At 65.3% G+C, this 23062-nt stretch carries 8 protein-coding genes; 2 read left to right on the top strand and 6 right to left on the bottom strand.

Annotated features, from left to right (window positions below):
- Positions 1–66: 66 nt before the first annotated feature.
- From tpiA to uvrA, 4 genes are all read right to left on the bottom strand, one after another.
- A complete protein-coding gene (gene tpiA / locus ACYVKQ_RS06510) occupies positions 67–831 on the bottom strand; it encodes a triose-phosphate isomerase family protein (RefSeq protein WP_460576848.1) in 765 nt (254 codons plus the stop codon).
- A 56-nt stretch (positions 832–887) separates the two neighbouring features.
- Positions 888–1676, bottom strand: coding sequence for a hypothetical protein (locus ACYVKQ_RS06505; protein WP_460576846.1), 789 nt, complete (start codon positions 1674–1676; stop codon positions 888–890).
- Between the two features lie 54 nt (positions 1677–1730).
- Positions 1731–2144: a DUF2251 domain-containing protein gene (locus ACYVKQ_RS06500; protein WP_460576844.1), complete on the bottom strand. Its 414-nt coding sequence runs from the start codon at positions 2142–2144 to the stop codon at positions 1731–1733.
- A gap of 66 nt (positions 2145–2210) precedes the next feature.
- On the bottom strand, positions 2211–5045 hold the full coding sequence (gene uvrA / locus ACYVKQ_RS06495) for an excinuclease ABC subunit UvrA (RefSeq protein WP_460576842.1): 2835 nt from the start codon (positions 5043–5045) through the stop codon (positions 2211–2213).
- Between the two features lie 230 nt (positions 5046–5275).
- On the opposite strand from uvrA, the gene ACYVKQ_RS06490 reads away from it, so the two are divergent.
- Positions 5276–5671 carry a hypothetical protein gene (locus ACYVKQ_RS06490; RefSeq protein ID WP_460576840.1) on the top strand — a complete coding sequence of 132 codons (396 nt, stop codon included), beginning with the start codon at positions 5276–5278 and terminating at the stop codon, positions 5669–5671.
- 2 nt (positions 5672–5673) lie between these two features.
- A complete protein-coding gene (locus tag ACYVKQ_RS06485) occupies positions 5674–6903 on the top strand; it encodes a hypothetical protein (RefSeq protein WP_460576838.1) in 1230 nt (409 codons plus the stop codon).
- 241 nt (positions 6904–7144) lie between these two features.
- Here the strand turns inward: ACYVKQ_RS06485 and yiaK are convergent, their stop codons facing one another.
- Together yiaK and ACYVKQ_RS06475 are read right to left on the bottom strand one after the other, a co-directional pair.
- Positions 7145–8125: a 3-dehydro-L-gulonate 2-dehydrogenase gene (gene yiaK / locus ACYVKQ_RS06480; protein ID WP_460576836.1), complete on the bottom strand. Its 981-nt coding sequence runs from the start codon at positions 8123–8125 to the stop codon at positions 7145–7147.
- A 199-nt stretch (positions 8126–8324) separates the two neighbouring features.
- On the bottom strand, positions 8325–22616 hold the full coding sequence (locus ACYVKQ_RS06475) for a fibronectin type III domain-containing protein (RefSeq protein ID WP_460576834.1): 14292 nt from the start codon (positions 22614–22616) through the stop codon (positions 8325–8327).
- Between the last annotated feature and the right edge of the window lie 446 nt (positions 22617–23062).

Raw genomic sequence — 23062 nt, 5'->3', positions numbered from 1 at the left:
GGTAGAATGGGCGCTGCAGGACCGCAAGCTAAGGGGCCTGACCGTTGCCAGTCAAGCCCCCGGCCCTTAAAACGACTTGATAATCTCCACGAAGTCGCGCGACTTCAGCGAGGCGCCGCCGATCAGGCCGCCGTCGACGTCGGGCTGCGCGAACAGCTCGCGGGCGTTCTGGGCGTTGGCCGAACCGCCGTAGAGGATGGTGGTGTTCAGGGCCGCCTCCGCGTCGTAGGCGCGGGCAATCTGCTCGCGGATGAAGGCGTGCACTTCCTGCGCCTGCTGACTGGTAGCCGTCTTGCCCGTGCCGATGGCCCAGATGGGCTCGTAAGCCACTACCACCTGGTCGAACTCCTCGTTCGAAAGGTGAAACAGGCCGTCCTTCAGCTGCTTGCCGATGTAGGCGAAGGTTTCGTCGGCTTCGCGCGTTTCCAGCGACTCGCCCACGCAGAAGATGGGCTTCAGTCCGGCGGCCAGGGCCGCTTTCAGCTTCTGGCTCAGCAGCTCGTCGTCTTCGCGGAAGTACTGGCGCCGCTCGGAGTGGCCCAGGATGACGTACTCAGTGCCCACCGAGGCCAGCAGCTTAGCCGATACCTCGCCGGTGAAGGCGCCGCTTTCCTTCTGGTGACAGTTTTGCGCGCCCAGGTGCAGGCGGCCGCCCTCGGGCAGCAGCCGGCCCACCACGGGCAGCAGCGGGAAGGGCGGGGCAATGACGACTTCCACGGCGGAGCCGGTGGCCTCGTCCTGCACCATGTTCACGATTTCCGATACGAGGGCCTGGGCATCCTGGAGCGTGGTGTTCATCTTCCAGTTGCCGGCAACGATGTTCTTGCGCATAGCGGGGGGTTGGGTTGGGGCAGCAAGTTAGCACCCATTCCCCGCGCTTGGCGCGCCTACGCCCGGCGCCGGCGCCAGGCCAGCAGCACCCCGACGATGCCCACCAGCGCCGCGCCGGCCAGGGCCAGCCAGCCAAGCTCCGGCACGTCGGCGCGGCGCACGGCCCAGATGCCGATGAGCGCCCAGGCCAGCACCACGGGGTACACCGCGTCGCGGAAGAAGTAGCTCAGCAGCAGGCCCAGCGCCACCACTACCGCCAGCAGCACCACGCTCAGCAGGATGCTCACGTTGGCCGGGGCCGTCCAGCCCAGGTCGCGCAGGCCCAGGGTTACGTTGATGACCGTGGCCACCGAAATCCACCCCATAAACAGTGACAGGGGCCAGCTGGAGGGCCGCGGCGACGATCCCGCCCGCACCAGCCGCCGGGCGCGGCCGTAGGCCAATATCAGCATGGCCAGCGTGAGCAGCATCAGCACCGTGCAGGTGCCGATGACTTCGTAGCTGAAGCACACCACCCAGAGCGCGGCGGCTACGCTGGCGACGGACAACGGCGCGGCCACCGCGTCGGGCAGCGGGTTGGGGCGCTGGGCCGGCAGCAGCTGCCACACCGCGTACACGGCCAGGGCCAGAAATATCACGCCCCAGATGCTGAAGGCCCAGCCGGCCGGCGTGAGCAGCGTGGGGTACTGCGCCGACACCTGACCCATGTTCTGGCCGTTGGCCGGATTGCTGTTCCACCAGTAATTCAGCAGGATGCAGCCGAAGACGGCCGCGGCGGCGAGCCAGCGCCAAACCACGGAAGCGGGGTGGGCGGGAGCAGCGGAGCGAGAAAAGGAGGTTTCCATGGGAGCAGAACAAGTTGGCCGTGGATTAGTCCCGGTGGCGGACGGCGGGTCGGGCTAAGCGGCGAAATACTGATCCACCAGCTCGTCGGTCAGTTCGCGCGGCGCGGCCTGCGCGCGGCGCGGCGGCGGAAAGGCGTTGCGGCAGAAGCCGGCCTGCTGCCGGAAGTCGTAGAGGGCGTGGCAGTAGCCGTTGAGGATGAAGGCCGCCGCGTCTTCGGGCTCGTTCCAGATGATCTGGGCCGTCACGGGCTTATCACGGTCGGCAATATCCTCGACGTTGTACACGTGCAGCGCGTCGAGCATTTCCGTCTCGGGCTGGTTGCTGATGGCGTAGAAGTAGCCGGTCGCGCCGTCGTCCTCGAACATGACTTCGAACCGGCCGTGCGTGGCGGCGCTGCTCAGCAAGCGGTTGTCGGCGCCCGGGGCGGGCTGCCCGATCAGCAGTTGTTCTTCGATTCCGGCGGGCATGGGCACAAAAAAGGAGCCGCTGGGTTGCGGCTCCTTTCGTGTACGGCAAAGCTCGGCGCTGGATGCTTACAGCTTCTCGGCCAGGAAGCGCGCCGTGTGGTTCTGGTCCTTGAGCTTGACAAACGCCTCCGGCGTGCCCTCAAACAGCAGGTGCCCGCCGTTGATGCCGCCCTCCGGCCCGAGGTCAATCAGCCAGTCGGCCGCTTTTACGATGTCCATGTTGTGCTCGATGATGAGCACCGAGTTGCCCTGCTCCACCAGCGCGTTCAGCGCCGTGAGCAGCTTGTTGATGTCGTGGAAGTGCAGGCCGGTGCTCGGCTCGTCGAACACGAACAGGATTTTGTCCGACTGCAGGGTGTTGCCCTTGGTCAGGAACGAAGCCAGCTTCACGCGCTGGGCCTCGCCGCCCGACAAGGTGTTGGCCGACTGCCCCAGGCGGATGTAGCCCAGGCCCACGTCGTTGAGCGGCTTCAGGCGCTCGGCCACTTTGGGCTGGTCGGCGAAGAAGTCCAGCGAGTCGGCCACGGTCAGCTCCAGCACCTCGTCGATGCTCTTGTCCTGGTACTTGACGTCGAGGATGTCCTGCTTGAACTTGCGTCCGCCGCAGGCTTCGCAGGTCAGGTAGATGTCGGCCATGAACTGCATCTCGATCTTGACCTGCCCTTCGCCCTGGCACACCTCGCAACGGCCGCCCTCGATGTTGAAGGAGAAATGCGAGGGTTTCAGGCCGCGGGCTTTGGCCAGGGCCTGATCGGCAAACAGCGTGCGGATGGCGTCGTAAGCCTTCACGTACGTCACCGGGTTCGAGCGGCTGCTCTTGCCGATGGGGTTCTGGTCGACGAACTCGACGTGCGACACGGCCGACAGGTCACCGCCGAGCTTGTCGAACTTGCCCATGCTCTCGGACGAGGTGCCGCCCAGGTGCCGGGCCAGCGCCGGGTACAGGATGCGCTTGACCAAGGTCGACTTGCCCGAGCCCGAGACGCCCGTCACCACGGTCATCACGCCCAGCGGAAACTTCACCGAGAGGTTCTTCAGGTTGTTTTCGCGGGCGCCCACCACCTCCAGGGCGTTGCGCCAGGGGCGGCGCACCTTGGGCACGGGCACCTCCAGCTTGCCGCTCAGATACTGCCCGGTGTAGGTCTTTTCGTCTTCCAGGATTTCCTGGTAGGTGCCCTGAAACACCAGATTGCCGCCGCCCGAGCCCGCATCCGGTCCGATGTCGATGATCTGGTCGGCCTCCTCCATCATCTTTTCCTCGTGCTCCACCACCACCACGGTGTTGCCCAGCTGCTGCAGGTTGCGCAGCACGCCGATGAGCTGCTCCGCGTCCTTGGGGTGCAGGCCGATGCTCGGCTCGTCCAAGACATACATGGAGCCCACCAGCGCCGAGCCCAGCGAGGTAGCCAGCTGAATGCGCTGCGACTCGCCGCCCGATAGCGTGTTGGAAAGGCGGTTCAGCGTCAGGTAGCCCAGGCCCACGCGCACCAGGTAGCTCAGGCGGTTGTGCACCTCCGTCACCAGCCGGTCCGACACGGCCTTGTCGTGCTCCGACAGCGCGAGGTTGTCGAAAAACGCCAGCGCGTCGGAAATCGGCATGAGCACGATGTCGCTGATGCTGCGGCCTTCCACCCGCACGTACTGCGCGTCCTTGCGCAGGCGGGTGCCGCGGCAGTCGGGGCACACGGTACGGCCGCGGTAGCGGCTCAGCAGCACGCGGTACTGAATCTTGTGCGTCTGCGTGTTGACCCACTCGAAGTAGTCGTGCAGGCCCTGGAAGTACTTGTTGCCGTCCCAGAGCAGGCGTTGCTCGGCCTCCGTCAGCTCGTTGTAGGGCCGGTGAATGGGGAAGTCGAAGCGGATGCCGTTTTTGAGCAGGGGCTTCAGCCACTCGCTCTGCTTCTCGGTGCGCCAGGGCGCAATGGCACCCTCGAACACGGTCAAGGTCTTGTCGGGAATGACCAAGTCCTCGTCGATGCCGAGCACCGAGCCGAACCCCTCGCAGCGCTGGCAGGCGCCGTAGGGGTTGTTGAAGGTGAAGAAGTTGACGTTGGGCTCTTCGAAGGTGATGCCGTCCAGCTCGAAGCGGTCGGAAAAGGTGCGGGTTTCATCCGTGAGGCGCACCAGGCAGGTGCCGTGGCCCTCAAAAAAGGCCGTCTGCACCGAGTCGCCGAGGCGAAACTGCAGGTCCTCGTCGCCGGGCTGAATCACGGCCCGGTCAATCATGATCTGCACCTCCCCTTCCGGCTCGGGCTGCCCCTCGGCCAGCAGGTCCTCGATGAAGGCCATTTCGCCGTTGATGATGACGCGGGCGAAGCCTTTCTGCAGCAGCAGGTCCAGCTCCTTGCGCAGCGGGCGGCCTTCCTCGCCGGGCTGCAGCGGGGCCAGCACCATCACGCGCGTGCCCTCGGCCTGGCCCATGAGGTAGTCCACCACGTCCGACACCTGGTCCTTGCGCACTTCCCGCCCCGACACGGGCGAGTAGGTGCGCCCCACGCGGGCGAAGAACAGCTTGAGGTAATCGTATATCTCGGTGCTGGTGCCCACCGTCGAGCGGTTGTTGCGCACCGTCACCTTCTGCTCGATGGCAATGGCGGGCGAGATGCCGCGGATGTAGTCCACGTCGGGCTTGTCCATGCGCCCGAGGAACTGCCGGGCGTAGCTGCTCAGGCTCTCCACGTACATGCGCTGGCCCTCGGCGTAGAGCGTATCGAACGCCAACGACGACTTGCCCGAGCCCGAGAGGCCCGTGACGACGATAAACTTGTTGCGTGGGAAGGCCACGCTCAAGTTCTTGAGGTTGTGCACCCGCGCGTTCTTAATGATGATGTACTCGCGCGGATCGAGCTGATCAATCGGGTCGGCCGCCGGGGCGGCGACTTGCAGGTTGTCCTGGGCCATAGGTTCCTCTAACAGCGTTTCCCACCGCTAAGGTTTCGGCTAACGATTTTAGCCGCGGAAACAGCGCGCGAAGGTACAACGGGGCGGGGTGAGGTTGGGTGGCGCCAGGATTCAGTGGTGGTACTGATGTGGGGTAGCAGGTGCGGAATTACCCTTGCAAGAGCAGGCCAATTGCAGGGCCACCCATTTGATGCACGGGGTGGCCTGTCGTTTATGAAAACCAAAATATCATGGCAAAAAAAGACAACGCCGCCAAGCGCACAGTCGCACTAGACACTTTGTACTTAGTCAACGATACCGATCAGGTATTAGCCTTAGAGCTAATAACCGGCGGACTCAATCAAACTAGCACCATTAATGTTGAAATACTCAATACGCAGGTTATTGCCAGGGGCATACAAGGCGCCTTACCTCAAACCAATATTGGAACCAATAAAGAGTTATCAGGCAAGATTCTGTCAATTGCCTGTATTATAGCTGACACATCCAGGGACACCAACTACACCGAGCTGCGGATACGGCTGAATGGAGGCATGATGTTCATGGAATATCCCCTATTCGCTACCGTGGATGCCGAAGGCGACATGGTCAACTACGTCTGCATCATACGTTTTTTCAAGCCATAGTCATGAAAAAGACAATTTTAACCGCCACAATTCTCTGTTACGGTTCATTGGCTGCCCTTGCTCAAAACGAAGAGGAAGTAAAGCTGGACGTGCTCCGTGCTCCCGTCTCTCCCGCGTCCAATCTGCTCGGCATAGCCACTACCGATATTGACAAGCCGACGGATGTCTCAGCGTTTATGCTTTCCCTGCAATCGGCCAGCAACTCCTTTTCCAAATTACCCTCCAACTATGCTGTTGACCTTGCGCCATATTATTTGCTCCCAAAAGAACGGGGCGATTTTACCACACAAGGCCTTAAATCACCGTCTTTCAATGATACATTCAAGCAAACATTAATTATTTCAGCAGCCGTTCGTAATCCGGATGCAACGGAGGGTGACTTTAGCGCGAATAACACTTATACCGGATTAGGAGTAAAATTCTCGATACTCAGAGGCGAATACGACGAAGCAACCACCGTTAACCTCGACAAGATAATCAGATTACAAAAGAGAATGGTCAATGAGTTATCCGTAGCAACTCAGGAATGGATTACTAAAAATGACCCATATTATATTCAATTAGTCAACAAAAGAGCAGAACTGTTTTTAGATAAATCAAAAACGCCTAAGCAAATCCAGGAGAGCCCGGAATTCAAAGTCATTACCAATGAGCTAAGTACAATACTTGCAAACGTCACCGCTGAGCAAACACAAAAAACTCGGGACGCCATAGCAGCCGAGCTTCAAACAATAGCCGCAAACTTTCAAACCAATCGAGTCGGCTTCTCCTGGGATGTAAACGGGGGAATCAGCGGGGAATTTATTGACAAAAGGTTCAATAAATCCCGGGTGTACAACGCAGGCCTTTGGACCAACTTCGGCTACACTACCAAGAACGGAATGGCCTTTCTGGGGCTGGTTCGGTACCTCTACAACCCCGATAAAGTATTTGCGCTTGATAACCAGAGTATGCGTATTGATAACATTTCCACCCTGGATGGTGGCCTGCGGTTGGCATATTCTAAGTCCCAATCCAAGTTCAGCGGTAGCGCGGAAGGCATCTACCGCAGCGTCCTCTCCAGCGATACCATTGACCCCTCCTGGCGCCTAGTGCTGAATGCTGACTATGCCATTTTCCAGAACCAGAAGCTCACGTTCTCCTTCGGTAGAAACTTCGACGGTACTGTATCGAAAGACGGTAATTTGATAGCCGCTCTGACCTTTCTGGCTGGGTTTGGTAACAAGAGGTGAGCTGGCTGAAGGCTATTTCATGCTGTTACGAAACGACTGCGCCTCCACCTGTGCCCCTTTGGCCATGCTAAGCTGCATGGACAGCAACTGAGAAATGGCGTTTTCGTGCTTCCAGGATTGTCATGATTTACCTGGCGTCTGCTTGTCGGAGCATCTCTCGCGAACACCGAAGCGGTGAAGATGCTCCGCAGGACTCAGTATGACGTCTTGTTGGCTTGACGGCCATCCAGCTTAGTCCTCGTCACATCTGCCGCACCTGCTCCCAGATATCAGCCCGCACCGGAATGCCGCGCTGCAGATTCTCCTGCCGCGTGGCCCAGGACTGCTCGCCTGGGTAGTACACCTGCCCGTCGCCGCTGCTCTGGGTGTAGCGAATGATTTCGTCGATCAGCCCGGCGTGCATCTCCGGCTGGCGCAGGGCTATAAAGCACTGCGACACGCCGTACTCCTCCCCGCTCTGGCTGATGGCAGCGGTGGAGCGGCCGCCGGTCAGGGCCGTGAGCAGCGCGTCGAGCACCAGGGCCAGGCCCGAGCCCTTCCAGAAGCCGATGGGCAGGCCGCGCTGCGAGTCCAGCACCTGCTGGGGGTCGGTGGTGAGGTTGCCGTGCTGGTCGCAGCCGCCGGGCACGGGCAGGGCTTCGCCCTGGGCCGCGTAGGAACTGAGCTTGCCGTAGGAATACTGCGACAGGGCCATGTCTAGCACTACGGGCGGCGCGGGGGCGCGGGGCACGGCAATGATGAGCGGGTTGTTGCCCAGGCGCGCCTCGGTGCCGCCCCAGGGCGTGACGTTGGCAATGGTGTTGGTGAAGCAAATGCCGATGCAGCCCGCGTCGGCGGCCTGCCAGCCGTAGGTGCCGCCGCGCATCCAGTGGTTGGTATTGCCCAGGGCCACGCAGCCGATGCCGTGCGCGTGAGCCAGCTCAATGGCCCGGCCCATGGCCTGCCAGGCGCTGTACATGCCCGGCGCCAGGTGGCCGTCCCAGCGTTCCAGCACGCCGGTGCGCTCCAGGCATTCGGGCTCGGCCGTGGGGCTGACGCGCCCCTGCCGCACGGCCTGCACAAACGCGGGGAAGCGGTTCAGTCCGTGGGTGTAGACGCCGTCGCGGCTGTTCTGGGCGAAGATGGTGGCGCAGTGCTCCGCTGTGGCTTCGGCAAAGCCGAGCGTCAGCAGCACGCGCCGAAACTCCTGCTGCAGCTGCGGGTACGGGATGCGCGTTTCCATGGGCATAAAGACGTGGTAAGCGAATTCAATAAGCGAAATGCCAGCCAGGTTGCCGGCCCCGCCATGCGGCGGCCGGTGGGCTGCCGTGTACCGATACGCAAAGCAGCGCTTCTGGCTACGACCCGGCCGGCCCCAAAGCACAACCGCCCCGCCCGCAACTAGCGGACGGGGCGCTTTGCCATCGGGAGCAGGCCGTAGCCTATTCTTTCAGCAGCTTCACTTGCCGCACGGTCGGGCCGACTTTCACCGTCAGCACATACACGCCCTTGGGCTGGCGAGCCAGCTCAGGCAGGGCCAGCGTGGTGGCCCCGGCCGGCGCTTCCAGGGTGCGGCGCAGCAGGCTGCGGCCGGCCATGTCGGTTACCTGCAGCTCCGCTTGGCCAGCCTCGGGCAGCTCCAGCGTCAGCTGCAGCTCGTCGTGGCGGAAGGGGTTCGGCAGGGCACGTACGGCCAGCGGAGCCTTTTCGAGGGCGACGGCCACCACCGGGCTCAGCGTAACGGTGCCATCCTGATCTACCTGGCGCAGGCGGTAGTAGCGCAGGCCGCCGGTGGTGGGCACCTGCCGGTCTAGCGCCTCGTAGTTGCTCACCACGCTGCTGTTGCCGCGGGCCGTGGCGCGGGCCACCTCGCGGAAGCCCAGCTGCGGCTCGTCGGCGGCTTCCACGGCGAAGTAGGCGCTGTTGCGCTCCTGGGCGGTCTGCCAGTTCAGGCGCACGTCGCGGCCCTGGCGCACGGCGGAGAAGCGCGTGAGCGTGACGGGCAGCGGCGCGCTGCCGCCGTTCAGGTAGAACTCCGAGAAGTGGTCCGGCACGGTGACTTCGGCGGCGAAGTAGGCCGGCGAAGTCGTGGCCGGACCGGCCGTGGTGGCCGGGGTGAGCAAGCGGATCTGCGAGGCCGGCCCGAAGTTGTTGTTGTCGAGCAGGCAGTCCTCGTTCGGGCCGCTGTACTGGGTCAGGCGCAGATCGGCAATGGCCTGCACGTCGTTGGCGTCGCCGTCGTTGGCTGCTTTGAAGTTGTTAAACTCCGTCTGCAGGCCGTAGAAGCGCACTTTCACCGCGCTGCCCACGAAGGGGTTCTGGGCGTACAGCTTCCAGTTGCGGTCGAAGTACTCGGTGCCGCGGGCATCCGAGCGCATCGGCTGGCCCTCGCGGATGGTAAACTGCACAGCCACCTTGCCGAGCGCCTTGCCCTGGTCGTTGATCGACGCCACCACCTTGCCGTTCAGCAGCAGGTGCTGCCACTGGCCCGAACCGGTGCTCACGAGGGTATCCGACACCAGGCACTGGTTGCGCACGATGTTGTAGATAGCCAGCGTCTCGTCAATCACCGTGAAGGCTTCGCCGGCCGTCTTCAGCGCCTCCTGGTTGTCGGTGCTGTCCGAGGCCAGGGTGAAGAAGTCGTAGCGCGAGCTGGGCTGACCGGTGAAGGTGTAGCTCGTGGTGGTCAGGTCGCGGGCCACGCTCACGAAGGGGCCGTTGTCCTGCGAAGCAAACACCTCGTAGCGGCGCAGGCCCGAGCCGGCCGGGTCGTCGCCGGCAGTCCAGGTGAGCTGCACCTCGGGCTGGGCCGAGGTAGCCGGCAGGGCCGCCACCCGGCTGGTGGGAGCTACTGCGTCGAGGATGTTCCACCAGCGGTTGGTCACGATGGCCGGGTTGTCGTCGAACACGATGGAGCCGCGGGCCGCCAGCGTGTCGCCGGTGAAGGCCGAAGCCGAGCCTTCGATCGTAAAGTTCACGTAGCCCTGTCCGCGCCCGGTCGAGTCGTTGATGAGCAGGAAGCCCTTGTTCGGGTCCGTCGGAGCCAGGCCGGTAGCCGGGTCGATGGTTTCGAGCTGCCACAGCAGGCGGCGGTTCACCACGTCGACGGTGCCGAGTACGCGCACGTCGTAGCCCAGGGAGTCGGGCATGTCGATCAGGCGGGTGTGCGAGGCCGAGTTGGCGGGCACCGTGAACTGGTACGGTCCCCAGCCGAAGTCGCCGAGGCGGAAAGCGCGCGGCTCGAAAGCCTGGCTCAGCGGCACGGTGATGCGCACCTTCTGGGCCGGGGCCGAGGCCAGCAGCGGGTCGTTCTCAAACTGCACCTGGTAGTTCAGCGTCTGCTGTACGCCCACCATCTTGTGCTTGCCCAGGCCATCGGGGCCCACAATCAGGTTCGGGTCCATGGAGCCCACCACGCTGGTGCAGGTGGCCCCGCGGCCCTTGTAGGTGAAGACGATGGAATCGGCGCAGCCAAGCAGCGACGCGGGGTAATCCTGGCCGCTGAAGGGGTCCGGGCGGAACGGCGTCGGGCACTCTTTCAGGTTCCAGGTGCCGCAGATGCCGCCGGGCAGCTGCACCGAAGCCGAAGCGGCCGTGTAGCCGGTGCGGGCCGCCTGGCCAATCCAGCGGGCGTCGAGCAGGCCCTGGCGCTGGTAGTAGCGCTGTAGACTGTCCTGCCAGGTGGCCTGGTTAGCGGCCAGCGAAGCCACGGCAGCCGGGAACTGGCCGGGATTGGCCAGCACGGCCTGGCGGTAGCGCGCGATGTGGTCCAGCGTCTGGCGCGAGTACCACTCCTCGTTCAGGGCGGCCTGGTTCCACACCACCGGGTATTCGCCCACGCGGGTCGGGGTCAGGCGCAGGTTCACCTGAATCACTTCGTCCGGCACCAGGTCGCGGGCCACGAAGGGCAGTACATCGTTGCTGGTGTCGTCGAGCAGGCGGTTGCGCGGGGTGGCCGAGGCGGCGCCGGGGTGGAAGTCAGACTTCTTGCGCACGTTGGGCGTGTGCGTCACCACGGGGTTGGAACCGCCGGGCACGTTGTACTGGAACTCCCAGTAGGGCACGTCCACGTTGGAGGTGTTTTTCAGGAAGTAGGTCCAGTTGGCGCTGGTGCCCACGCGCACCGTCTGCGGGGTGATGGTGGCAAAGTCCACCGACAGGGCCCGCTTGGGCTCTACGGTCAGCCCATCGGTGAGCTGCACGCGGCGCAGCCCGTTCTGGGCCACCACGTTGTACTGGCCAAGGGCCAGCGAGTCGAGGTGCCAGCGCAAGGTCACTTCTACGCTGCTGCGGAAGCGAATCAGCTCGGCCACGGCCAGGCGGGTCGTGTCGTTGCCGCGGGTCAGGTAGAAGCGGGTGTTGCGATTGAAGTTGGCACCCTGGACTTTGGTCGTCACGCGGCCCTGCCCCACCCGGTTGGCAGTGATGGAGCGCACCTGAAAGCCGAGGGTGTCGGCGTACAGGGTAGCCGTCTGCAGACCAGCGTACACGTAGGGCGTCTTCACCAGCACGTAGTACGGCGCGGGGCCGGTGCTGGGGATGAGCAGCTCCTGCGTGGGGCTGACCTGCGTTTCGTAGATGTAATCGTAGTCCGAGGCGGTGGGCACGCGGTTGTAGGCCACGTACACCTCGTTCTGGCCGAAGGCCTGGTTGCTGCCGAGCTGGAGCACCAGGTCCTTGTCGGCGCCCGGCGTCACGCGGTAGAACACCATTGAGTCCAGATCGAGGGCAAACGAGCGGGTGGTGCGCAGCGGCAGCTCATCCACGCCGATCTGCAGGTCGTTGCCGGCCGGCGTCACGTTGTTCTGGTTGGCCGGCCCCTCGAAGATGTCGTCGTAGAGGTTGGTGGCCATCAGCCCCTTGTAGGTGCCGGGGTTCACCGCTTGCACGTGGCTTTTCACCACGCCGGTAATCGTCTGGTTGGGCTGGATGGTGATGTTGCGGGTCGAGGCGCCGAACAGGCGGTCCACATTTCCGTCGAGCACCAGGTCCTGCGAGAGGAACAGGCCGTCCTTGAGCAGGCCCACGGCGGGGTTGCTACCCTGGTTTTTCACCGAGTAGTGCACCGTCATCGTCTCGCCCAGCTTCTTGTTGCCGGGCACCGCCACGGTGGTCACCACCAGGTCGGCCGGGGCGGGCACGCGGATCAGCAGGTTGCCCTGGGCGGTGTTGTTGAGCTCCTGCTGGTGCTCGTATACCTGCCCGTACTGCACGTTGCCGCCCCAGATGCCCGAGGGCGTGTAGCCGTTGCCGGACGGGTTGTCGGTGACCAGGAAGATGTAGTAGTTGCCCGACATGTAGGCCGGGATGGTCACGTTCAGCAGCGTGGCGTACGACTGCCCCGCGCCCAGCACGCCGTTGCGGCGGAAGTTGCCGATGCGGGTGGCGCCGTTGACGGTGGGTGAGGTATTCAGGTAGATGCCGTCGTTCCACTCGCCCTCCAGCGTGGCACCCGTGCCCTGGTTGCGGATGGTAAACGGAATCTGCACCTGCTGGCCGGCCACCACGTCGGTGGGGAAGGTCACGGCCTGCACCACCAGGTCGGCGGGCGGCGTGAGCGTGATGGGCAGCGCCACCGCGCGCACGTTGTTGCTCGGGTTTAAGTCGCTGAGCACGTGGGCGCTGCAGCTGCTGCCGATTTCCAGGCCAGTGCGGGCAATCAGGAAGAAGTTGCCCTGCAGGCCGTGCGGCAGGCGCACGGTGGCCGAAGCCCCGTAGCCGGCGCCCACGGCCAGGTCGCCGCTGCGGCCCACGCTGGTCAGCTGCAGGTCCGCGTTGTCGAGCACGTTGTCGGTGGAGAGGTACACCGCGTCGGTCCACTGGGTGGCCAGGGTGCGGAAAGCGCCTTGGTTGTCCACCTGCCAGTTCACCCCGATGGTCTGGCCCGAGTAGGCCGTGCCGGTGCTGCTGAGCGCTGTCACGCGCAGGTCGTCGGAGTAGCGGTACTCAATGCGCTGGCGGGCCGAGTTGTTGCCCTCGAAGTTGAACTCGTACACCTGCCCCGAGGCATCGGCGGCAAACACGAGGTCGTACTCGCCGGGGCGCACCCAGCGCGGGATGGTGAAGGTCATCGAGCCTGCGTAGGTCTGGCCGGGGGCCAGCGGGCCGGTGTGGGCCACACGGGCCAGTTCGGCGCAGCTGTTCAGGTAGGCGGTACCGCCCGGCGTGGTGATGTACACCACGTCGTGCCAGGTACCACCGGCCGCGCTAACGGCCGTGCTGTTGTTGCGCACCGTGTAGTTCACCGTCACGCTCTGGAAGGCGTCGATGGTGGCTGGGGCCGTGAAGGCAGCCGGCTCCAGGTCGGCGTAGGCCAGGCCCACGTTCACCACGCCCGAGCTGATGAGGTTGTTGCCCTCGTAGGTGTACTCGAACACGTTGCCGTTGGCGTTGCCCGAAGCGTAATCCGCCTTACCGAACACGTAGTACTGGCCCGACAGCCCGTTCGGGATGTTGAGCTGCACCGTGCGGCGGTAGTGGTGGCCGGGCTGCAGGGTGTCGCCGCCGAATACGTTCAGCGTACCCACGGCAATGGCCGTGGCGGGGTTAAACGCGGCGGTGGGGCTGAGCCAGAACTGGTCGGCCCAGAACCGCTCTTCGGCCACCGGCGCGTTCAGGCCGGTGTTGCGCACGTCCCAGGTCACGCTCATCGGTGCGCCGGCCAGGGCGCCGGCCGGGGCCGTCAGGCGCAGCGGGGCCAGGTCGGCCGGGGGGCGCAGCACCACGTTCACCGGCACGGGGCGGTTCACGTTGTTGGTGGAGGCCACCTCGAAGATCTGGTTGTCGGTGTCGGTGTAGGCGTAGAAGTAGCGCGTACCGAACTGCGTGTGCGGAATGCGCACCGTTACGATGCGCTGGTAGAAGCCGCCGGGCAGCAGGGTATCCACCACGCGCTGGCGGCCCAGCGAAAAGGCGTTCGGGCCCAGGGCCAGGCGCCCGGTGTTCTGGGCAATGTTCTGGATGGTATCGGGCGAGATGAAGAACTCGTCGTAGCGGGGCTGCGTCACGGGCACCGTGCCGCGGTTGAACACCCGGTAGCGCAGCTGCACGTCGGAGTAGCCCACCGAGTTGTCGGGCGGCGACACGAAGTTCTCCACGGCGAAGTCGGGCGTTTCGGGCACGATGATGAGCACCCGGTCGGCGGCGCGGCGGCGGTTGTTGTTGTCGTTGGCCTCCAGCAGCTGGTTCTGGTCGTCGGCCCGCACGAACACGTAGTAGCGGCCGGCCTGCGAGTACGGCACCGGGAAGGTGGCCGTGGTGATGTACGTACCGTTGGGCTGCAGGAAGGTGGTGTTGCCGCGGCGGCCCACCAGGGTAGCCGAAGCGCTGAACACCGAGTCCTGCGAGATGTACACCGCGTCCTGCCATTGCTGGGCCAGGGTGCTGCCCAGGCCAGCGTTGGTCACGTTCCACTCCAGCTCGATCTGCTGGCCGGCGTAGGCCGTATCGGGCACCACGATGTGCGTCACGCGCACGTCGGGCAGCTCGCGCAGACGGAAGGTGAACACCGGGCCGGGGGTGCTGCCGCAGGGCGTGCGGCTCACCACCTGCCAGTGGTAGCCCGCGCCGTAGGGCAGCGCACCGCCGTAGCTGTAGGCCAGGCTGGTGAGGCCGGCTACCGTCGCCGTGGCGGGACGGGTGCCGTTTTCGGGCCACACGTACAGGTCATAGCTCTCGGCGCTGGCGCCGGGGGCCCACGAGAAGGCCACCGGCAGGCTCAGCCCGCCGGTGTTGTCCAGGGGCTGCATCTGGCTGACGGCGCCCGGCGTGGCCGAGCCCGGCCGGATGTTGATGGTCTGGCTGAACGGATAGTCGCAGCCGGCCGCGTTGGTCACCGTCACCGAGTAGGTGGTTTGCACCGTCGGGTTGACGGTGATGCTGGCCGTGGTGGCGCCGGTGCTCCAGGCGTAGCTGGCGCCGTTGCCGGCGCCCGTTACCGTCAGCGTGGCCGGTTGGCCGGCGCACACCAGGTTGCTGCTGGCGGCGAAGGCGGGCGTGCCCAGCACTTCCAGCGTCCGGGTAGTGGCGTTGGTGCAGCCGTTGCCGTCGGTGTAGGTGTAGGTGATGGTGTGCGTGCCCACGCCGGCCGCGGTGGCGCTAAACTGCCCGCCGCTCACACCGGGGCCGCTGTAGCTGCCGCCCACGGGCGCGCCGCCGGTCAGGGTGAAGGCGGCCGCGCCCTGGCATACGGGCCCGAGCGGGGCCAACGTCACGGCCGGTGCCGCGCAGGGCGTGGTAAAGGAGCCGGTCAGCGCCGTCGAGGTCTGGCCCGGGGCGCAGGTGCTGGTCACGTTCAGCGCGTAGGCTTTGTTGGCCAGCAGGCCGGTCAGCGTCACCGAAGTCGTGCTGGTCGTCACGGTCTGGGCCGCGCCGCCCTGCGGGGTGTAGCTCACCGTGTAGCCCGTGGCCGAAGCGGCGGCGCTAAACGAAACCGTCGCCGAAGCGCTGGTCACCGCCGACACCACCAGGTTGGTGGGCGCCGCGCACGGCAGGGGCTGGGTCGTGAAGGTGAGCGTGGCCGGGGCCGCGGTCTGCCCGTTGGCGCAGTGGCTCACGATGCTCACCGTGTACTGCGTGTTGGGCAGCAGGCCGCTGAGCGCCACCGGGGCCGCCGTAGGGTTCGGCGTTACCGTTGCCGTCGAGCCGCCCTGCGCCGTGTAGGTCACGGTGTAGCTCAGGGCCGAGGCGCTGGCCGAGAAGGTGATGCTGGCCGCGTTGTGGGTTACGCCGGTAGCAGCCAGGTCCGTGGGGGCCAGGCAGGGCGGGTGCAGGGTGCTGAAGGAGCTGGTGACGGGTACCGTCGTCTGGCCCGCGCCGCAGGTGGCGGCCAGGCTCAGCGTGTACTGGGTGCCCGGCTGCAGGCCGCTTAGGGTCAGCGGGGAAGCCGCGCCGGTAGCCGACACCGCTGCGCCGCCGCCCACCGGCGTAGCCGTGGCCGTGAAGCCGGTATTGCCGGTGCCGCCGGTGAAGCTCACTTCCACGCTGGTCTGCGTGATGCTGCCGGTGGCCAGGGCCGTCGGGGCGTTGCAGGGCGGGGCGCTGGTGGTGAAGCTGTACGTGGCCGAAGTAGCCGTGCGGCCGCCCGAGCAGTTGCTGATCAGCGTCACGTTGTAGGTCGTGCTCGGCATCAGGTTGCTCAGGCTCAGCGGCGAGCCGTTGACCGTGGTGGTCTGGGTGCTGCCGCCCTGCGGGCCGTAGCTCACCGTGTAGCTGCCGGCCGCGGAGCCGGGCGTGAAGGTAATGTCCGCCGCGTAGGCCGTCACGTTGGTAGCCGCAAGGTTGGTGGCTGCCGTGCAGGGCAGCTGGCTGGTGGTGAACGAGGTGCTGGCCGTGGTGGAGGTCAGGCCCCCGCCGCAGTTGCTGGTCACGCGCACCGTGTACGACGTGCTCGGCTGCAGGCCCGTCAGCTGCACCGGCGAGCCAGTGGCGTTCGGGGTCAGCGTTACGGCCGTGCCGCCGCTGGGCGTGTAGGTCACGGTGTAGTCAGTTACCTGCGCGCCGGGCGTGAAGCTCAGCGTGGCCGACTCATACGTCACACTGCTGATGCCCAGGTTGGTGGGCGCCACGCAGGGGTCGGTGCTGGCGCAGATGTTGAACGCGCCGGGCGCGTTGTTGCCGCTGATGGTGTAGGGGCGGATGTAGAGCACTTCGCCCGGGGTGCGGCCCGTCAGGCGCACCGCCGCGCTGCTGTGGCCGCAGCCAATGCGGCTCAGGCTGCCGCAGCCGCTGCCGGCAAACACGTCGAAGTACACCGACGTGGCCGGGCTGCCGCTGATGGTGGCCACGGCCACTTCCAGCACGCCGTTGCCGGGTACGGTGGCCTTGTACCACACGTCGGGGTTGTTCACGCCGCCGTAGCAGGGCGCGACCACGCCCGCCGAGAGGGTGGCGCCCACGTTGGAGGCCAGCGTCGGCACGCAGCTCTGGCCCACGGTCAGGCTGATGGCCCCGGCACAGTCGTCGTTGAGCGGCGGGGTGGTGAAGCCGAACGTGGCAGCCGGCGAGGTTTGCCCGCCGGTGCAGTTCGTAATGATGCTTACCGTGTACGCGGTGCCCGGCGTCAGGCCGGTCAGCGCCACGGGCGAAGCCGTGACGGTGCGCGTGGTAGCCGTGCCGCCCTGCGGGGTGTAGGTCAGGGTGTAGTCCGTGGCGGTGGCAATGCCGGTGAAGCTGATGTCCACCGCGGTGCCGGTCTGGTTGATGGCCGCCAGGTTGCTCACCGAGCCGCAGCCCGGGCCCACAAACTCGTAGGCGCCCATGTCGGGCGTGGTAGCGGAGCGGGCCGCGCCCAAAATGTCGGTCGGCACGCTGGCCAGCGGGGTGCCCACGTTGTCGGGGCCCGCCGCCGTGGGCGTGAAGTTGCCGGCCGCCGCATCGGCAAACAGCGGGTCGGCCGATACGCTGGCCTGGTCCCAGGCCGCCGAGTTGGCCGCTTTCCAGTTGTTCAGCGAGGCAAAGGCCCCGTTGTAGTAGCCGGTGAAGAAGCCGTTGCCGCTGCCGACGTACAGGTCGTTGTGGTTGGAGGTAATGGTGCCCGAGGGGCTGTAGTACAGGGCGTACTTGTTGCCGCCGCCGCTGGCGTTGCGCGTCACCACCACCACGTTGTTTTTCACATCGGCGCCGGTGGTCGTGCCCGAAAGCTGCACGCCGTAGGTTTCCGAGCCGGTGTTTACGGCCGCGTTGGTGAAGGCAATGGTGTTGTGGTAGTAGCTGGCGTAGGCTGAGTAGTAGCCATAAATGCCATAGTGCGCACCGGTGCCGCTGAAGTTGTACACCAGGTTGTTGGCTACCAGGTTAGGCTGGGCGGTCGTGCCGGTTGCCGAGCTCAGGTGAATGCCCATGGCCTGGTTGCCGTCGTTGGTGCGGCCCGCGAAGGGCGTGTGCACGCGGTTGCTGCGCAGCGCGTTGCCCCCGTTCGAGTTATAGAGGTGAATGCCGTAGAACGTCGTCACCGAGGTGCGCGTGGGGTTGCTTACGGTGTTGCCCACTACCTGCGCGCCGGTGGTCTGGCCCAGGTAGATGCCCTGATGGTACACGTTGCGCACCTGGTTGCCCAGCACCTGCCAGCCGGTGGCCGGCGTGGAGGTAGAGGCCCCGTTGAGGGCAATGCCGTAGGAGCCGCCGTTGACGGTGTTGTTCTGCAGCAGCAGGTCGTTGGCCGCGTTGGCGGCCGTGGTGATACCGCTGTTCGAGCCGCTGGCCACGATGCCCGCACCGCCGCCCGAGGTCGGGTGGGCGTTGATGACGCAGTTGGTGATGCGGTTGTAGTCGGCGCCGCCCGTCAGGTGCACGCCCCAGGCCGAGGTGTTGTTCGTCGGCGGCGTCGCGTCGATGACCAAGTTGTCCAGGGTCACGTAGTCGGCCCCGTTGAGCTGGAAGGCGGCGTACTGCGCGTTGTCCATCGTGGTGGGCATGCGCAGGGTGCGGCCGTTGCCGTTGAAGGTGACCGTGTGGGTGGCGCTGCCGCCCACAATGGCGTTGAGCGACACCTGCTCGGTGTAAGGGCCCGAGCTGGCGGCCACGTCGAACGTCACCGCGCCGAGCACGCCCCCGTTGTTCAGGGCGGTGGTAGCGGCCGTGAAGCTCACGAAATTCGTGGCGCTGGCCGCCGCGCCGTTATTAATGATGTAGCTGCCGCTCAGGGCCGTTTGCAGGGCCTTGGTCTGGCTGTCGTTGGTCGTATTCACGTCGGCCACGCCGTTGGGGAGGCTGCTGGTCACAATCAGTGAATTAGCGCCGATGGCGAAGGGCACGCCGGTCAGCGTGAGCTGGGTGCTCGTGTTCGGGGCCAGGGCCAGGCCGCTGTAGCTCTGGCTTACGGCCGCCGCGCCGTTGAGCTGGTAGCTCAGCGTGAGCGCGCCGATGGTGGTGGCGCCATTGTTGCGCACGGTCACCAGCGCGTTCTGAGCGCCGGCCGCGAAGGGCACTACCGGCGCGTCGATGCTCACCACTTCCGCGTCGTCGCCCGAGGGGCTGAACTCCAGCGCGCCCATGTCGGGCGGGTTGTTGCGGGCGGTGCCGGCAAAGTCGGTCGTCACGCGGGCCAGCGGGGTGCCGCTGTTGTTCAGCTGCGAGGCGCGGGGCGTAAGGTCGCTCGGCGCATTCACGAAGGCCGGGTTGGCCGCCGTGCTGCTCTGGTCGTAAGCGCCGCCGTTGGCGGTTTTCCAGTCGGCCAGGGTCGCGTAGTTCGTGCCGTTGTAGTGGCCGGTAAAGGCGTTGCCGCCCGGGCCTACATACAGGTCGTTGTGGTTTACCGCCGGGCTGGGCGACACGCTGCCCAGGTACAGGGCGTAGCGGTTGCCGCCGCCGCTGGCGTTGCGCGTCACCGACAGCACGTTGTTTTTCACCTCCACGCCGGTCGCGGTCGAGAGCAGGTACAAGCCGTACGTCGCCGAGCCGGTATTGATACCGGGCTGGTCCAGCGACACCGTGTTGTTGTAATAGCGGGCGTAGGCCGAGTACTCGCCGCGGATGCCATCCTGCTGGCCGGTGCCGGTGTAGCCGTACACGAGGTTGTTGACCACGTCGGTGGGCTGGGCGGCGGTGCCGGTGGCCGAGGTCAGGTAGATGCCGTACACGGTGCTGCCGTTGGTGGGCGCGCCGCCGAGCGGATTGTGCACGCGGTTGCGCTCCACGGTGCAGCCCGCCCCGGTGCTGGAGAGGTAAATGCCGTAGAACGTCGACACGGAAGTGCGCGTCGGGCGGCTCACGTCGTTGCCGATTACCTGCGCGCCGCTGCCCTGGTAGAGGTAGATGCCGTGCTGGTAAAAGTCACGCACCTGGTTGCCGAGCACCTGCCAGCCGGTGGTGGCCGAAGCCCCGCTCTGCCCCGCCAGCATGATGCCGTAGTAGCCGCCGGTGATGGTGTTGTTCTGCAGCAGCAGGTCCGAGGCCGTGTTGCCCGTCGTCGTTTCCGAAGTGCGGGAATTGCTGGCCACGATGCCGGCCCCGGCGCTGGATGTGGCGTGCGTGCTGATGACGCAGTTGGTAATCTGGTTGTGGTCGGCCCCGCCGAGCAGGTGCACGCCCCAGCAGTAGGAGCTGTTCTGGGCCGTGATGACCAGGTTGTTGAGCCGCACGTAGTCGGCGCCGTCGAGGCGGATGACGTGCCGCTCGTACTGGTCGGTGGCGTTGAACTGAATCGTGCGGCCGTTGCCGTTGAAGGTCACCGTGTGGGTGGCGCTGCTGCCGGCAATGGCATTCAGCGTCAGCTGCTCGGTGTAAGGGCCCGAACCGGCAGCCACGTCGAACGTCACCGCGCTGAGTACGCCGCCTTCGTTTAAGGCTGCGGCCGCGGCCGTGAAGCTCACGAAGTTCGTGGCGCTGGCGGCCACTCCGTTATTAATGGTGTAGCTGCCGCTCAGCCCGGGTCGGAAGGTGCCCGCCTGGGTATCGTTGCCGGCGAAGGCATCGGGCTGGCCGTTGGGCTGGCTGGCCGTTACCGCCAGCGCATTGCTGCCGGCCACGAAGGTTACGCCGGTCAGCGTCAGCTGGGCCGTCTGGTTCGGGGCCACGCTCAGGCCGGTAAAAGTCTGGGTGACGGCGCTGCCGCCGTTGAGCACGTAGCTCAGCGTGAGCGAAGTCAGGGTGCTGGTGCCGTTGTTGCGAACCGTCACCGGCACGCCTTGCGCACCGGCCGCGAAGGGCGCCACCGGGCCGTCGAGGCTGACCAGCTCCGCGTCGAAGGCGGCGGGGCTGAACTCGTAGGCGCCCATGTCTGGCGTGGCGCTGCGGGCGGCGCCGGTGATGTCCTGCGTCACGCGGGCCAGCGGGGTGGCCAGGTTGTTGAGCAGGGCCGCCGTGGGGGCGTAGTTGCCCGCGCCCGGATTGGCGAAGCCCGGAGCTACCTGCCGGCTGTTCTGGTCGGTCGGCTGGCTGGGGTTGGTCTGCCACTGAGCCAGGGTTTTCTTCTGCCCGCCGGAGTAGGCGTTGTAGCCGGTGTAGTAGCTGGCGCCGCTGCCGATGTGCAGGTTGTTGTAGTCGCTGCTCAGACCGGTGTACACATATAAGTACAGCGCGTAGTGGTCGGTGGAGGCGTTGGGGTCGGTGCTCCGGGTTACCGAAATCAGGTTGTTCTTGATTTCCTCGTACTGGTTGGAGTACGCGTAGAGGCCGATGGTCTGGCTGGTGGTCAGTGCCGCCTGATCATCCAGCGAGATGGTGTTGTGGTAGAAGCGGGTGTAGCTCGACGAGGAGCTGTTGATGCCGCGTTGCGAACCCCGCCCGTTGAACTGGTAAATCAGGTTGTTGACGACGAAGTTGGGCGCCGCCGCCGTGCCATCCACGCTGCTCAGGTAGATGCCGTAGGCGCTGCCGCTGTTGCTGGGGTCGTTGCCGAAGGGCGAATGGATGCGGTTGCGCTCGATGACCAGGTTGCGCGAGGTGTACTGCACGAGCACGCCGTAGAACGTGGTCGGGTTCACGCGCGTGGGGCGGCTGATGGTGTTGCCGATGATCTGGGCCCCGTCGGTGTACTGCAGGAAGATGCCCTGATGGTAGAAGTCGCGCAGCTGGTTGCCGCTGAGCTGGTGCCCGCCGGCCAAAGCCGTGCTACCGGTGCCGTTCAGGCAGATGCCATAGTAACCGCCCGTGATGGTACAGCCGCGCACGTTCAGGAAGTTGGCCGGGTTGCTGCCCGCCGAGGTGGGCGAGTTTACCGCGCTGGCCGCTACGATGCCCCCGCAGGTGGAGCCGGAGGTAGGCGCCGTAATAGTGCAGTTGGTAATCTGGTTGTTATCGGCTCCGCCCAGTAGGTGCACGCCCCAGCCGTAGTTGACGCCGGCCGCGTCGATGCTCAGGTTGTTGAAGGTGACATAATCGGTCCCGTTCAGGGTGATGACGGCCGGCAGGTTGTAGTCGTTTTCGGCGTAGCGCAGGGTGCTGCCGCTCCCCTCGAAGGTGACGGTATTCGTAGAGCTGCTGCCGGTAATGGCGCCAAGCGTAATCTGCTCGTCGAAGGTCTGGCCGGCGGCGGCGGTCAGCGTAACCGGCCCGCTCACGCCGCGGCTGTTCAGGGCTGCCACGGCCGCCGAGAAGGAGGCGAAGTTGCTCGCTGCCGTCGGCTGGGTATTGTTAATGGAATACGCCCCGGACAGCGCGGTGGCGGCCGGGGTAGCGGTGGTCAGCACCACGTTGTCGATGGCCGCCGGGGGCTGGGAGCCGCCCGCCCCGTCGTTGCGCCACGTGAAGAGCAGGCGGCGGTTGCTGCCCGCCAGGCTGGCCGGCAACGTGAGGAAGTGCCGCCCGAAACCGGCGCGGCCGCTGAGCTGGGCCAGCTTCACCACATTGGTGCCCGAGGGCACGGAGCCCGCCGAGGGCGTGTACGTGGTCGGGGCCACGTACACCAGCAGCTCATCGAGGCCCGCGGTACCGGCCGCGCGCCAGTCGAAGCCCAGGTTGATGGTGGTTTCGCCGGCAGGCAGCGTCACGTCGCGGTACAGGTGCACCACTGCGCTGCTGGTCAGCGCGTAGGCGTGCGAGTTGCCGTTGTCGTTGCTGACGTAGGCGGCCCGGCTACCCGCGGCCGAGGGGCCGTTGGCGGCGGCGGTGCCCACCTGCCATTTGTTGGTGTACGTGCTGTTGACGCTCACAAACGACCCCAGCCCGCCCTCGAAGTCGTGGCTAAGGACCGTGGTTTGGGCTCGGGCCACCGGGGCGGCCAGCCACGCAAACAGCAGCAGGAACCAGCCCACCGGGCGTAGTCTCCTGAGTAGAGGCGGTAAGATTGTTATCATACAACGGGGTTTGGGTTCGTAGACAAAGGCCCAGCGAGCCAGCTGAAAAAAATTCAGCGACGCCGCCAGTGGGGACTTGCGGATGAAATGGACCGAACAATGCTGAATCCTTCGAACTCTCGGAATTCTTCCTGGATTCAGACCGTCAAAATTACATTCTTCCTCCCCTTAAGACAATCCCACAAAGTGGGTATTGTCTAATCCAATCCGTTTGTGTATAGATGACGCCGCATATTTTTCGATTACCAAGCTACACGCGGAGCTCAAGGCCTTCACAGCCGCTTACGGCCTGCTATTTAGATACCTATGCGGGGGCCACTTCCCGATTCGGGCTTTGCTCCACGCACGCAGCAAGGCTCTCAGAAACTTCTAAGCTTCCCGTGATTCTTCAACCAGCTCTGCCCCGTCCCGTATGCGGCTTCACCAGCTTTGCGTACTTTTGGTAT

This window comes from Hymenobacter coalescens (assembly GCF_054783195.1).
This window is presented reverse-complemented; position numbering and strand designations above follow the sequence as displayed.